Raw genomic sequence first — 14,856 nt, 5'->3', positions numbered from 1 at the left:
TCATTCGAGATTGAGAAGTATGTCGAAAATTGTAGACAAATGACTTATATTTATGAATTGACCTTGCCCTGAATAGATGGACACTGACATAGCCTCAAAACTTTCATTGTATATAGAATCAAAAAAACCCTTGATTCCCAAGGGTTTAAAAGTTTGCATATGGATGAGCAAAATATATTACATGAATATCTACACCACTGATTATTCTAAGTTTATAACTTTGTTACCGCTTCGCCTTATAAAACTCATGATAAAGCTTCATCAGCGCTCTTTTCTCTATCCTTGAAACGTAACTCCTCGAGATCCCGAGCTCCTTCGCAATCTCCCTTTGCGTCCGCTCATCCCCGCACGACTTCCTTCTCCCGGTCATCCAATATATCGAGGTTTTTATATATCTTGCTTTTCTCAATCTTCAGCTGCACCTTATCGACAATATCATCGGCCTCCGTGCCGAGGATATCTATCAGCGTAATTTCATTGCCTTCTTTGTCCGTACCTATTGGGTCGTGAAGAGATACGTCTTTCCGGGTTTTCTTTAAGGAGCGCAAATGCATAAGTATTTCATTCTCGATACAACGAGCTGCGAACGTAGCGAGCTTTGTCCCTTTACCGGTTTGGAAGCTTTCAATTGCTTTAATGAGGCCGATCGTGCCAATGGAGATAAGATCCTCCAAATCCTCCCCTGTATTGTCAAATTTTTTGACGATGTGCGCGACCAACCGGAGATTATGCTCGATTAGCAGGTTGCGCGAGCGTGCGTTACCCTCCGCCATTAGCTGAAGATGCTTCGTTTCCTCGTCCTCATGCAGCGGCTGAGGAAATGCATTATTTTTAACATATGACACAAGAAGCGACAGTTGCTTAATGAACAGTGCGATAGCTGCAAACAATCCCATGAACCGGACACCCCCAAGCTGAATTGCTGGATGCATTCGCTATTGCTCCAGCGCACAAGTAGCATAGTTCTACATTGTATGTGGGCAACGGCCTAGAAGTGCATGTACGAGGGTGAAGGAAGCAGGAAAACAGTTATTATTTAAATCATTGAACTTGTTACTTTATCATAAAGTTCATCCTCGCACTACATTGCATCGTCAGGCGAGCTTTAATGAAGGAGCCTAAGATAAACAGCTATATTGTATCGTCGCAGGATAGGAGCTCGTTTTCAGTGAGGTGGTGCGTCTATCCTGCATCCCGTACAACATAGACGCCTACTTTTTCATCATACTGCCGAAATACTTGGTTTTATCATGCAAATGTGCAGGATAGAGCAAGGCTTGGCGCTTATAAGGGATAAGTTATTGCAATTATGCAGGATAGAAATACAGCTCGTGCTTTTTGTAACAAATAAACCAAAAAACAAAACGAGCCATTAGAATCGCTTCTAAGGCTCGTTTTGTTTATCGGGAGTCCTATTCGAATCCCCTTAAATCTTTGATTTTACCAAAAACAATACTTTTTCAAGGCCCTCAGATAAGGCTCTCCTCTCCCTCTTTCCTTCCTAAGCCATACCAACCGAGGTCTTAAAGCCGCTAAGCGGAAAAACCGCTTCAACCTTGTGTTCTTGTCCGTCATCGACGAGCTGAATATAGAATCCGGCAGACTTCCCGGCTTCATTCACGGCTGGCTCTTGCTCTGCCTGCCTGCCGTCGACCGTAACGCCTTCGTCCTTATCCTTCGCAGCGCCGTTCGCCTGCACGGTTATGTGATATACAGAGCTGCCGTATCGGTACTTCACGGAGTAAGACGGCCAATCCTTCGGTACGTTCGGACGCACAAACAGCTTGCTGCCCTCGCGGCTCAAACCGAGTATCCATTCGATCCCCGCCTGATACATCCAACCCGATGCGCCGGTGTACCACGTCCATCCCGCTCTGCCTTTCACCGGATCCCGCGTGTACACATCAGCGGCCATTACATAGGGTTCGCCAGCGTATTTACGCACTTCCGACGGACTTTGGGCATGGGTGACCGGATTCAGCAAATGAAACAGCTCAACTGCTTTGTCTCCTTCGCCGAGCTCGCACCAAGCAACGATGCTCCAGATCACCCCATGCGTATACTGGGCGCCATTCTCCCGGATGCCCGGCGGGTAGCCTTGAATATACCCCGGGCTCGGATCGGTCCTATCGAACGGCGGCGTAAGAAGCCGCGCAACGGAGAGGTCACGATCAACCAGCTCACGGTCGAACGACTGCATAGCTTGTCTCGCCCGCTCCTGCGGAGCAGCTCCGGAAATGACTGACCATGACTGGGCGATCGCATCGATCCGGCATTCCTCATTGCGCACCGAACCAAGCCATACGCCATCATCCGTACGTGCCCGGCGGTACCATTCGCCATCCCATGCATGCTTGTTCAACGCTTCAGCAATGGAAGCCCTCCGGGCACGGTAAAGGTCCGCGCGCTCGATATCCCCTTTCCGCTGACATACATCGGCGAATTTTCGCAATACCTCGCATAAAAACCATCCGAGCCACACGCTCTCGCCTTTGCCTTCGTCACCGACCGAGTTCATTCCGTCATTCCAATCGCCGATACCCATTAACGGGATGCCGTGCTCTCCGAAGCTGGATGCCCGCTCAATGGACCTGATACAATGCTCGTAGATCGAAGCGGTTTCTTCCGATACGACAGTCGCCTCGTAACGTTCGTGCTCATCATCCAGCAGCATTTCACTCTTCAGAAACGGCGCCGTCTCATCAAGCACGCCGATGTCGCCGGTATGCGTGATATACCTCGATACGGCATATGGCAGCCAAAGCAGATCGTCCGAATACCGGGTGCGAATACCCCGTTCCGTCTCCTCATGCCACCAGTGCTGAACATCGCCTTCAATGAATTGATGCGATGCATGCAGCACAATTTGCTTCCTTGTCAGTTCCGGCAGCGTATGCAGCAGCGATAATGAATCCTGCAGCTGATCCCTGAAGCCGTATGCACCGCCTGCTTGGTAAAAAGCGGTACGGGCCCACATCCTGCACGACAGCGCCTGATACAGCAGCCAGCCGTTCAGCATCAGATCAAGCTCACGATTTGGCGTCTTAACCTCGATCTGGTTAAGCGTATGGTTCCAATAATTGGTTACATCCGTCAGCGCCGCCTCACAGCTCTCCGCCGTGGCGTAGCGCCGAATAAGCTTCTGGACCGCTTCCTTATTCGCGTCTGCCCCTACAAGAATGTACACCGTGCGTACAGAGCGGGGAGGTATCGTCAGCTTCAGCCGAATTGCTCCACAGCTGTCAGCGAAAACACCGTCAGCATTCGAGAGGCTCTCCTGCCGCATCCCTTCAGGGAAAGCTAACGAGCCGGAGCGGCCGATGAACGCCGACCGGTCCGTCGTATAGGTGACGCTCGAACTATCGTAATCCGCTCCCCCCTCTTCCTTCTCTGCGTGCATTTGAAGGAAGGCGACCGCATCACGGAACGTTTCTTGGTACGCGTTGCGGGCAAGCAAGGTATGGGTTTCAGCATCCCATTCGGAAATAATATACGGCGCATTCATCTGTTTTCGTACGCCTAGCACCCAGTTGCAATAATAAGTGACAGACAAGCTGCGCGGATCATCACTTCTATTTTCCAGCTCGAGAGTTACAAATTTGACCGGATCCTCTTTGCTTACGTAGACCGTCATACTTTGTTTGATCCCTCTCGTCTGCCGCTTGAAGCGTGTGTACCCGAAGCCATGGGTCGCATCAAACGCGTCCTTGCCCAGCTCCGGAGAAGGCGCTCCCGTCCATAGGTCTCCGGTTGCTTCGTCACGGATATAGCATACCTCGCCGGGCAGATCGAGTACCGGATCATTCGACCATGGCGTCAGCTTGAACTCCCGGCTGTTGCGCCACCAGGTATAACCTGTCCCAAGCTCGGTAATGAGACAGCCGAAATTTGGGTTGGCCATCACATTGCTCCATGGAGCAGGCAAAAACTTCCCTTTTCTCATCGCTATAACATACTCGCGCCCTTCATTTGCAAACCCGCCAGAGCCGTTATATACTTCGAGCGATTCAGGCGCGTAATCCGCAGGCTCGCTTAGAGTCGAGACTGCTTCAGCCACCCGCTCTGGACGAAGCCGAAATTGCGGCGGAAGTCCTCCAATTGTTGGCAGCGACTCCGACTCTTTCGAATTCATTTTCTCAAGCTCCCTTGCTCTATGCACCGCATTTGCTTCACCTGATAATCCGGCTGGCTTACGGCTTGCTGAGCGAATGGAAAGCTGTGCTTTAAAGCTGGGCCCGTCAGCCCGGAGCGTCATGCGGGCAACGGATTGGAGCAAATGAAGCTGCTCCTGCGACAGCCTGTCGGCCATAACCGGATACACGCCGCCGGGCGTTGACGAACCGCTTACGGTCTGCTCTGCGGAACGGCGCAGCGCATCCTGCACCTCCTGGTAATAACCTCCGGCCTCTTCAATAAGGAACACAAGGTCGAAAGCTATTCCCTTTTGCCTTAAATACGAGTGGCCGATCAGCGCTTTTAGCGCAAAAGGCATTTGTGTTTTATCTTGTATTCGCACAAGCGCAATCGGCAGATCGCCCGATATGCCCATCGGCCACAAGCTAGACTGCCCGGTTTGATTGGCGGCAATGCTGATTGCCCGCTCCTCTCGAAGAGGCGACTGGTATAGCAGCCGGCCTGCCATCGTATGATACTGAGCAGCTTCCATAGCGCTGAGTCGTTGATGCCTCAGATCGATCCGGCTGTGCGTCCATGCCAGCTGAAATGCACGCTCCACTTGCTGTTCGCTGCACAAGTTTGCCGCCACGTCCAAAGCTTCCTCACGGCTGTCAGCCACACCGGTAGCCGTGAACAGCTTGACGGTCTCTCCCGGTCCGATCGATATGCGGCGGCGCATAACAAAAGCGGGATCGAGCACAGCGCCGACTGTACCGGAGAGGCGGCATTCCAGGCTCGCCGGGTAGGCGAGGGTGTGACCTCTTCCGATAAAGCAGGAACGGTCCGTTTCAAATTCGACCGATCCAAGCGCATCACAACCGATTGACAGATTGTGCACCGCCCACTTCGGCCGCTCCTTCATATCGCGGGGCCGCCGGACGGCGAGCAGACATTCAGCCGCAGCGTCATATTCGGTCTGGACAAACAGCTTGCTGAAGGCGGGATGCGCCTCGTCCGCAGCGGGAGGAGCAAGCGCAATTTCCAAATAAGTTGTCACCTCAACGACCCGGGCATCCTCTCCTGTATTCGTCAAGGACAAGCGGCGAAGCTCGGCGTTTTGATCGGGCGGTACGCAAATTTCCAGCATCGAAGAGATAAATCCGTTCCGCCTTGTAAAGGACGCTTTATCGAGCGCAAACTGGGCTTTTTGCTCCTCCGCAAGCACGCGGCAAGGTTCAAAGGCTGGCGACCATACGGCATTTGTTGACACATCCCGAATATAAATGCAGCTTCCGGGTGTCTCCGCAATAGGATCCTCATGCCAGCGGGATACCGCCATTCCGCCGTACCGCGTGAACCCTCCCCCGGTATCGGATATAACGCTTGTAAATGACCCGTTGGATAACACGCATACTTCGGGAACTTCGCGCGGCTTGGTAAATTCCCTTAGAGGAACGCGGGTGCCTGTAAGAGGCTCCTTCGTCCGTTCCAGCATCGGCTTGGCCGCATTTTTTATAATAGCAGGGCGCTCTGGAATACGCTCCTGCAGCAGCAGCTCTGCGGCCTGCATGCGCTTATCTGCGTGAAACCGGTCAATCATTGTGCGCGGCAGCAGCAGATTGCCCAAGGTAAGAAAGCTCATCCCGATATGGTGAGCCATGAAGCTGCGCACGATGATATACCCCGTATCCTCCGGCATGCGCTGGGCGGTGCAATCAATCGCCTCGTAATAGCCGTATTTTCCTTTGGCGCCCATCTCTTCCATCCGTTTCAGAGAAGCCAGCGAATCCCCCAGTTGAATGGGAAGCGCCATAATCGCCGCGTAAGGCGCGAGAACGAGATCGTTCTCAAGCCCCCGCTGAAACCCGAGCCCCGGTACGCCGAAAGCGCGGTATTGGTAATTCATTTGATAATCGAAGGCGAAATAGCCTGATTCAGAAATACCGAATGGAACGCCCCGCTGCCGCGCATATTCAATCTGACGCTTGACGACTCCACGATAGGTGGCGTCCCAAACCGAGTGACGATAGGTGCGCATCAAGAGAGACGGCATCAAATATTCAAACATGGTGCCCGACCATGATAACAGCGTCGGGTGCTTACCCGACTTTGCCATCGCCCTTCCGAGCCTAAACCAATGCGATACCGGCGCTTGCCCGAACGCAATCGCCAGAAAGCTCGCCTGCCGGGCTTCGGATGCAAGCAGGTCGTACAAAATATCCTCCCTGCGGTCAAGCGCAGCATGATACCCAAGCGTAAACAGCTCGGCGCGATCATCATACAAGGGACGAAAGTCGGTGCCCGCAACGATCGATTCGATGCGGCCGGCGAGCGCTTCGGCCCAGTGCAGAAGCTCGCTTCCGTCGCCATTCGCCCCGTCCTTCTTCGCCCATTCAAGAATGCCCTGCTTCAGCGCAATCAAATAGGCGACAAAGTTGCCGGAATCAACGGTTGAGACGTAGAGCGGAGGCAATGGCCGCAGCGTCTGCGTATCGTACCAGTTGTACAGATGGCCGAACCTTTTCTCCATCTTCTCGATCGTTCCAATCGTTCGTCCAACGCGGTCAAGCATGCCTCGCGTATCAATGAAACCGAAATCGCGGGCAGCAACCGTACAGGCGAGCAGCAGTCCGATATTGGTCGGCGATGTCCGGTGCGCAATACCGTTCGGCGGCTCCATCTGTACATTGTCCGGCGGCAGCCAGTTGTCGTTCTCCCCCGCAAAGTCTTCATAATAAGCCCACATCTGCGCCGCCAATTGCCGAAGCTCATTGGCTTCCGACTCCGATGGAGCGATATTCGGGATGGAAGGCGGGCCGTTAAGCCAGCGCACCGCAAAGGGAGCGAGCAGCCAGAGCACCGCGATCGCCAAGCCGAATGCCCTTAAAGTGCCGGTAGCGTACATCAATGCCGCAGCCCCGAACAAAACACTTAGCGCATGGCCGGACCAAATCCCTGAAATGGCCGAAGCCGATGCGCTGCGGCTGCGCCGCTCCACTTCGGCAGAGCTGGTCCATTCCAGCAGGTTTCTTTTGCTAACGGCAAGCCTGTATAACGTTCTCGCGATGGCGTCAGCGAGCACAACGGATTGATAGGGAAGCGCAATAAGCTGAACCAGCGATTGCAAGAACGCCGTCAGAACCAGGGCCGGTTTACGATTAAAGCGCCTAAGCGCTAACAAGGCCCGGATCAGCGGCAGCCCGAGCGTCACCAGCCCTGCAGCCATAAGTACGGCTCCTGCAGCACCGGAAATAAACATGCTGACTGCGAGCAGGATGAATACGGCGGGGTGAACGAGACTGCGCCGCATATTGTCGATGATCTGCCAGCGGGTAAGCAGTGATAAATCTATTGGCTGCAAATTGCCGCAGCGGTCGTGCTTGCGGGAAGCAATCCAGCAAAGCAGCTGCCAATCGCCACGAACCCAACGGTGCAGACGCTGCTGGTAAGCTTGAAAGGTAACCGGGTGGCCGTCCACAACCTCGATGTCCGACAGCAGCCCGCCCCTCAGGAAGCCGCCTTCCAGCAAATCATGGCTGAGCACGGAATTTTCCGGAATCCGGTCATTAAGCACCTGCTTGAATGCGGCGATATCGAATATTCCTTTGCCGGTAAAAATACCTTGTCCGAAAGCATCCTGGTAAGGATCCGACATAGCGAACGAATAAGGATCGATTCCCGGCTTACCCGACCACAATCTTGCCAAGCGGGATGACGATACCGATTCGTAGCTGATGCCGACACGCGGCTGAAGCACCCCGTAGCCTTCTAAAACGCGTGTTCCGCCGGCATTTAAGCGCGCACGGTTATAGGGCAGATGCATCGTGCCGATCATCCGGGCCGCCACCCCAACCGGCAGCTCCGTATCCGCATCAAGTGTAATGACATATTTGTAGCGTGTAATCGCAGAGCAGTCGCCGACGATGCAAACGCAGCTAGTGTCGCTGCGGCCGCTCAGCAGCTCGACAAACTCGACGAGTTTTCCCCGCTTGCGCTCCCATCCCATCCAGACTTGTTCCGATTCATTCCATTTGCGGCCCCGCTGAAAAAGATAGAAAGGCCCCGTTCCGGTATCGGGATTACCATATAATCGGTTGAGCGCCTCAATCCGGCGGCGCGCCGCCTCAGTAATCCGCTCATCTGCCTCTGCATGCTCAGTTGCAGCATCTGCAAAATCGCCAAGCAATGCAAAGCCCATATGAGGGTCCAGGTTCGCCAAATAATGAAGCTCCAGCCTGTCCGCCATTTCCTCGGCTTCCTCCGGCTTCGACCAAATAACAGGTATAACCGTGATCGTAGCGGCGTCCTCGTCTATGCCGCTCGCATAATCATATCTAAGCAGCGGCTGCGTGACGGATAGTTTGCCGATTAATCCATGAATGACGGTAACCGTCCATTCGCTAACCGGAATTACCAGTACAAGAGCGGCAGCCGTCCAAGCGCCGATACGGATAGCCGTATCATTTACAGCCGCTGCGCTCCAAAGAGAAACAAAAAGAAAAGCAGCAAAAATAACAGCCATTGTCCCTAAATACATTCCAATTCTTGGACCAAGCTGAATCGGCCTCAAATAACGTTTCGGCTCGGTACATTCACGCGCGGAATCCAGCAGCTTCCTGTTCCCTTTCCGGTCAAGCAAATAATAAGCAGCGTAAGCTTGACGGGGCGGCAAAACATCTGTTTGAGCTGCGGCCCCTTCGGATCCGGCAACATCCGTGAGGTATGTATCTTCATTGTAATATTTGCTTGCCAAAGCGATTGCCTGCTGCGCAATCACATTTTCCGGCATGCCGGATGAGCGGGATAACCGCTCGACTTGCCCTCTCAGCGTGGCGCGGCTCTTCCCGTCCATAAGCGGATAGGTTCCGGCATGCTCCTCGGACAGTGTGCGCTCCACCACACTCATCCTCTCGAATAGAGAGTCCCATCTTGTGCGGGACAATGTGCGAAGCGATTGAATGAGGTGACCGGCTGTTAATTCATAAGATGCTTGCAGCTGATGCTCGTAAAGAATGATGCGGCTCAGGCTTTCGACGCCGTTGTCCAGCTTGCATAGCAGCCAGCTGCGGACTTCTCCCGCTTCCTCCGCCCATTCATTCAAATGGCTGACCAAATGAACGATGACCGGAGCTGACAGCGGCATTTGCAGGCCGGCATTTTCCAAAGCATCTTTTATTTTACCGGCATCCGGCTTTGTATTTCCTTCTGTGAAAGGCACAAGCAGTTTGTCTACTTCGAGACAAGCCCGCCGCCGCTCCCTGACCTCCTCCATCACTTCGGCCAGCTTTCCGATAACGGCAATGCGCAGCATCAATGGCATCGACCATACTTCGGCGATCGACAGCACAGTGACCTCTTGATAGGCATTCGAAAAACGCGCAAACGCATCGGCTTCAAGCAAGCCGTCGACCAGCTTTACATATTCGGAGCACATCGCCAATACGCGAGGCTCCGCTCCGGTCTTAAGCCGCGGCAATTGACTGGAAAATCGTCTCGTCAATTCAGACTGAACCGTAAACGCTTCGGATTCGACCAAATCTGCGTGATCAATCAGCCATTGCTCAGCGGGTTGAAAGCATGGCGCGCCATCCTGCTTGAGCTCCGTCGCGAAATCCCGCAGCACATCCAAATTTCGGCGAAAGGCATGCCACATTGGGGCGGACGAACGAAAGACAGCTTTTCCGGGATGATGAATAAGAGCCAGTTCACGCGCTTTCTGCTCAAGTTGCTCGATTGTTGGAATCATAGGCTCCCCCTTAATCCGTGAGTCATTACTTTAGCCAAGGCAGCTTACAAACCTTGACTAACCTTGAGCTTAGCCGCAGATTCAGTCACGGTGCTCAAGGCTTACTTAAGTAATATCACCAAATTAACGGAAAATTATGTGAGTAACGCCTATTTAATCCTCTAATGCTTGAACACGTGTATAAGCGGGATTAACGCCTGCCTCTACTTTCTATTTCATTTGCTCGATGATATAATCCGCCGTCCGAATGGAAAGGGCCGTTATAGTAAGGAACGGATTTGCAGCTCCGCTGCTTGGAATCATGCTGCTGCAGGCGACATAGAGGCCGGATACTCCATGTATCTGCCCATAAGGATTGGCTGCCGAAGTAGAGGGATCAGTACCGATGCGGCAGGTGCCCATATCGTGCATGACCAGCCCAAGGGGCAGAGCACAAATGGGTTCCACCGTAACCTTCATGGCTTCCGCTGCCTGCTTCATGCCCTGTTCCATTTGCCTGATGACTTCCAGATCTGTACCGCTGAACGAGAATAAAGCTACTGGTTCGGGTACCCCGTATTCATCAACCTTCAGGGGATTCAGGGTGACTCTATTTTCATACCGCGATTCCAGCACACCCAAAGCAAGAATATCAAACTCCTGGCCAAGCGGCGGGAAGCCGCGCATTTGCATCTGATACGGCCGGTCGGCCGTACGGGGAATATAAACAGCATAAAGTCCCGGAATTTGCGAATAATCACTGGGCGCAACTTTAGCTGTCGTATATGCAAAGGAATGGTTCGTTAAGTAATGGCCGATAGCTTCCCCGCGAATCGCCGAGTTAAGCAAAATCCGCGGCGTTTCAAATGTGCTCGCGGCCAAGACAACGGCCTTGGATTTCAGGAAATACGGTTTCTTATCCCGATCCATGACCTTGAGGCCTTCCACTTTTCCTCTTTCGGCGTATACTTGAACGGCGCGGGCCTTGATCGCGATATCGAACGGCCGTCGATTCGCGGCGTTTGCGAGCAGCGAAATAGTACTAAACCGGGGAGTGGAATTGTACTCTCCATTTGCGGTTGGCCGGATATTGATCGCCACCGGCTTATTAGCCGCTTCAGGAAAGCCGTTTTGGCGAAGCCGGTCTAGAAGAAATTCAGCTGTTCTATAAAAAGACCGGTTGACATTCATGAGTTCCTCGGCAATGTTATAGTACATGTTCATCTCTTTTTCGGTGACGGGCCAGCCTGCAAGATCGACTGGACTCATACGGGGGCTTACCATGCCCCACTCGATTGACCTGCCGCCTAAAGCGAGTATTTGTTCAAAGGTTGTAAGCAGGGGAGACGGAGGCGCCAGACGGTCAGACGGAAAAATCGGAATCGACTCCCAGTTCAGCGGATTAGGCGGTTCTACATTGGCCCAAAGAGGAAGCCAATTAGGCAGATCGAACTTATTTGCCGGCAGAAGATAGTCTCCGGCTTCAATAACATCGATACGTTTTCCGTTTTTTCCCCACTGTTCGGCCAATCGCCAAAGGACCGAGCCTCCTCCAGCCCCGGTGCCAACGATGATCACGTCGTAGTCGGTTTTCTCCATTGTCTCAAGCGGCGTCCAAGGATAAATAATCTCAGATGAAGGAATTGGGCAAACAGGAATATTCAGTGACTGATGAGCTGGAACGGATGACGGAGAAGGGCTAAACGGTCTTCTGGTAATGTTCAATGATTTCACTCCTTTCTACAAACCATTCATATCCCATATTTATGCGACCTTTGATGCCGTATTCGTGTATGACAGAAAGGCACTTATAAGTGGAACCTCCATAGCTAGTTTTATTAGGCCTCACATAAAAAAAGCATCTGCTTGTACTTCTTACAGAAGTACAAGCAGATGCTTTATAGAAGATTCTCTCGTTTGGTCTACTTCTTATCGACCTGAAGCAGCTTTACCGTTTTCGTGGAAAATGTGTTCTTCAGCCTTTCCTCCGTAATGACGTTCAGCTTAAGCAGGCTTGCGATTTTGGAAGTATCCGGCTTCGAAAGCATCCGCCACAGCTCCGGATCCGGCAGCGCCTCGAACAGCTTGTTTTCATCGTATTCTTTCCGCTCCTGCACGACAATTTTCACTTTATGGCTCCCGATCTCCAGCTCGCTCGCGTCCTGCTCTGTAAAATAAGCCATAATTTCATTGCGCAGCCCGGTCAGCTCCTGCTCTATTTCTTTTTGCTTTTGTTTTTGCTGATAATATCTCCGCACAGTCTTGTCCATCATCATCACGCTCCTCTTCTGCTACATGCTTATGCGGAAGAGAAAAATTTTACGACAAGATAGCCATACCGGACGTTAATCAATAAATGTCCTTCCTCATAAACACCGTAAACGAAACGAGCAGCGAGCCGATCATCCATGCCGCAAGCACCGCAAGCGAGAAGCCGAGCGTCATGCCCTCGATTGGCGGAGCCGATCCGCTAACGTAGTCCATTAGGCCAAGATTGACCATGAACAAATACTTCGCCGATTCCCACGAGGACACCATATTGCTCAGTATCGCTCCCGAAATTAAGCAGGCAAACATCGTGCCCATGCCGGCAGCGCTGCTTCGCATCAGAATGGACAGCATAAAGGATAACGTCCCGACGACCAAAGCAATAAACCATGCGAGCCCGAATTGCTGAATGATGTACTGCCACTGCGATACCAGACGAACGCCCGATATGTCGAGCTCGCCTCCCTGGGAGGAGAAGCCGGTCAATACCGGTGCCGACCAGCCCTGGTTGCCGAACATCATCGCGGAGATCAAATAAGAGAACAAACCGAATAGAAATATGACGAGTGAAACGGACAAAACAAGCGCGATATATTTGCTGAGCAAAATGTTAAAGCGGCTTACCGGACGGGTGAGCAGCAGCTTAATCGTTCCCATGCTCCGCTCCGATGACACCAGATCAACAGCGATGATCATGATCAGCAGCGGCAGAAACAGCTCCGCGGAATTTTGAACGAAGCCCCTTATAAAGGACGGAGCGCCTGGCTCGGCAGGATTTATGTCATGGTCCAAATAGTACTGCGACTGCTTGATTTGAATTTGAATTTGCTCGCGCCATTGCCCTGCGCTGCTTAACCTATTTTGCATATCGACGATTTCCTGCTGCAGCTCGGTACGCCAATCGACGGTGCCTAACCGCTCCTTTGTCGACTCTGACTGCTTAGCCTGCGCATACGAAAACATGGAGAGAAGGACGATAATAATGACTGAAATAATGATAAACCGGCGTTTCCCGATCAGCTTTGTCATTTCATTTTGAACGAGATTAATCAATCGAATCGCCCCCTGTCAGCTCGAGGAATAAATCTTCAAGCGCCGGAAGCTTCCGGTTCATCTCCAGCACGCTCACTCCCGCTTCCACAAGCCTGCGGTTCCACTCGCCAACAGCATGCTCCGAGTAAACCGTCGTAACCGTATCCTCTGCCTCTTCTACGACAGCCGTTAGCTCGTTAAGAATTGATTTGCCGAGCGTATGCGGCATCATGCGCCAGATAAGCCGTTCTTCACTGGACAATAGATCATTTACGGAATCGACTCGAATAATTTCTCCCTTGGAAATAATCGCTACCCGATCACACATCAATTGAATTTCATGGAGCAAGTGACTGGATACGAGTACAGTTAGTCCTTCCTCCTCCGCCAAAAACCGAATAAACGCGCGCATTTCCCGGATGCCGGACGGATCGAGTCCATTCGTCGGCTCATCCAAAATCAGGACGTCAGGCTTGCCGAGCAGCGCCTGCGCGATTCCAAGCCGCTGCCGCATCCCGAGTGAATAGGTGCTCACTTTATCGTTCACCCGATCCTGCATGCCGACCAAACGAACGACCTCATCGATCCGCTCCTGCGAAATCCCGCTTATCATAACGGCAAAGTGGCGAAGATTTTCCATGCCGGTTAAGAACGGGTACAGCTCCGGATTTTCAACGATACAGCCCAAATGCTTCATTGCCCGCGTGAAATGCTTCGATATATCCAATCCGCATATTTGAATCGTTCCGGAGGTCGGCTTAATCAAGCCAACCAGCATTCTGATCGTCGTCGTTTTCCCTGCTCCATTAGGCCCCAAGAAGCCGAATACTTCACCGCGCTTCAGCTCGAAGCTTAAATCCTTAATGATCATGCGCTTGCCGATAACCTTCCGCAGTCCCTGAACGGATAACGTAATGTCGCTCATCGTTGTCCTCCTGTTCCGGTGATCAATGCGGCCGCCCGCTCAGCCATCAGCCGATACCCTTTTTCATTCGGGTGAAAATGATCCGTAAACAAATAGTCGGCCGTATTCTGCTGAAACAGATCATAGGTCGGCACGAATACCGACTTGGAATCCTGCGCCAGCGTCTCCGCCGTGTTGTAGTTCCAGTCCCTTACGACGCTGGACATGAGCTCTCCGTTCTGAAGCTCGCTGAACGGATTGTACAGACCTAATAAGTAAACGCTCGCCTCCGCATTGACTGTCCGAATGCCCGATATAATCGTTTTTAGGTTAATCAGGTACGACTCCTCCAGATCCTTTATGCTGGCCTCGGAAAGATCCGAAAGCGTCTGCCCGCCAAGGAACAGATCATTGCCGCCAATCGTCATCAAAATAACGTCTGCTTGTCCGATTTGACGCCCGATTTCCTTCTGCTTCATTTGCTCCGCAAGCTGAGAGGAGGTCAGTCCCTTAATGCTTAAGTTGATCAAGGAAACCTCCGTGCCGGCCTGCTTAAGCTGATCGCTGACATAGCCTGCATAGCCCTTGCCCTCAATGTCGCCGGTTCCTCTCGTTAACGAATCTCCGAGTGCGATGATTTTCAGCTCACCGGACCGCCCGGCCGATTGCTCCGCAACGGCCGGCCGCGCCGAGACGTTTTTTGTTCCGAATAAATAATCCTTTACCGACCAGCCTAATCCAAACAGCCATAGGAGACAGGTGAGAACGGCGAAGGCGGTAATGAAGCGGACCTTTCTGCTATGCATCAAAT

The 14,856-nt window shown here is 52.4% G+C and carries 6 protein-coding genes and 1 pseudogene; all 7 read right to left on the bottom strand.

Features of this window, described 5'->3' with window-relative positions; translation table 11 throughout:
- Positions 1 to 223: 223 nt before the first annotated feature.
- Positions 224 to 896: pseudogene (gene sigK, locus ASG81_RS09035) on the bottom strand (RNA polymerase sporulation sigma factor SigK).
- A gap of 605 nt (positions 897 to 1,501) precedes the next feature.
- On the bottom strand, positions 1,502 to 9,862 hold the full coding sequence (locus ASG81_RS09030; RefSeq protein ID WP_056632223.1) for a GH36-type glycosyl hydrolase domain-containing protein: 8,361 nt from the start codon (positions 9,860 to 9,862) through the stop codon (positions 1,502 to 1,504).
- Between the two features lie 210 nt (positions 9,863 to 10,072).
- Positions 10,073 to 11,566 (bottom strand): GMC oxidoreductase, encoded by a 1,494-nt coding sequence (locus ASG81_RS09025; protein ID WP_056632221.1) that lies wholly within the window; start codon positions 11,564 to 11,566, stop codon positions 10,073 to 10,075.
- Positions 11,567 to 11,763: 197 nt separating this feature from the next.
- Positions 11,764 to 12,117: a hypothetical protein gene (locus tag ASG81_RS09020; protein ID WP_056632218.1), complete on the bottom strand. Its 354-nt coding sequence runs from the start codon at positions 12,115 to 12,117 to the stop codon at positions 11,764 to 11,766.
- A gap of 73 nt (positions 12,118 to 12,190) precedes the next feature.
- Positions 12,191 to 13,162, bottom strand: a complete 972-nt coding sequence (locus tag ASG81_RS09015) for an ABC transporter permease (protein WP_056632216.1) — start codon at positions 13,160 to 13,162, stop codon at positions 12,191 to 12,193.
- Positions 13,155 to 14,066, bottom strand: a complete 912-nt coding sequence (locus tag ASG81_RS09010; protein ID WP_056632213.1) for an ABC transporter ATP-binding protein — start codon at positions 14,064 to 14,066, stop codon at positions 13,155 to 13,157. The genes ASG81_RS09015 and ASG81_RS09010 overlap by 8 nt, the downstream gene beginning before the upstream one ends.
- Positions 14,063 to 14,851: an SGNH/GDSL hydrolase family protein gene (locus ASG81_RS09005; RefSeq protein WP_056632211.1), complete on the bottom strand. Its 789-nt coding sequence runs from the start codon at positions 14,849 to 14,851 to the stop codon at positions 14,063 to 14,065. The genes ASG81_RS09010 and ASG81_RS09005 overlap by 4 nt, the downstream gene beginning before the upstream one ends.
- Between the last annotated feature and the right edge of the window lie 5 nt (positions 14,852 to 14,856).

The organism is Paenibacillus sp. Soil522, from assembly GCF_001428245.1.
Classification (GTDB): domain Bacteria; phylum Bacillota; class Bacilli; order Paenibacillales; family Paenibacillaceae; genus Pristimantibacillus.
Note: the sequence above shows the minus strand (reverse complement) of the source record. Positions and strands in the feature narration are given on the sequence as shown.

Coding starts and splice junctions, on each gene's coding strand:
- ASG81_RS09005 (WP_056632211.1), bottom strand. CDS start 14,851: ATGCATAGCAGAAAGGTCCGCTTCATTACCGCCTTCGCCGTTCTCACC.
- ASG81_RS09010 (WP_056632213.1), bottom strand. CDS start 14,066: ATGAGCGACATTACGTTATCCGTTCAGGGACTGCGGAAGGTTATCGGC.
- ASG81_RS09020 (WP_056632218.1), bottom strand. CDS start 12,117: ATGATGATGGACAAGACTGTGCGGAGATATTATCAGCAAAAACAAAAG.
- ASG81_RS09030 (WP_056632223.1), bottom strand. CDS start 9,862: ATGATTCCAACAATCGAGCAACTTGAGCAGAAAGCGCGTGAACTGGCT.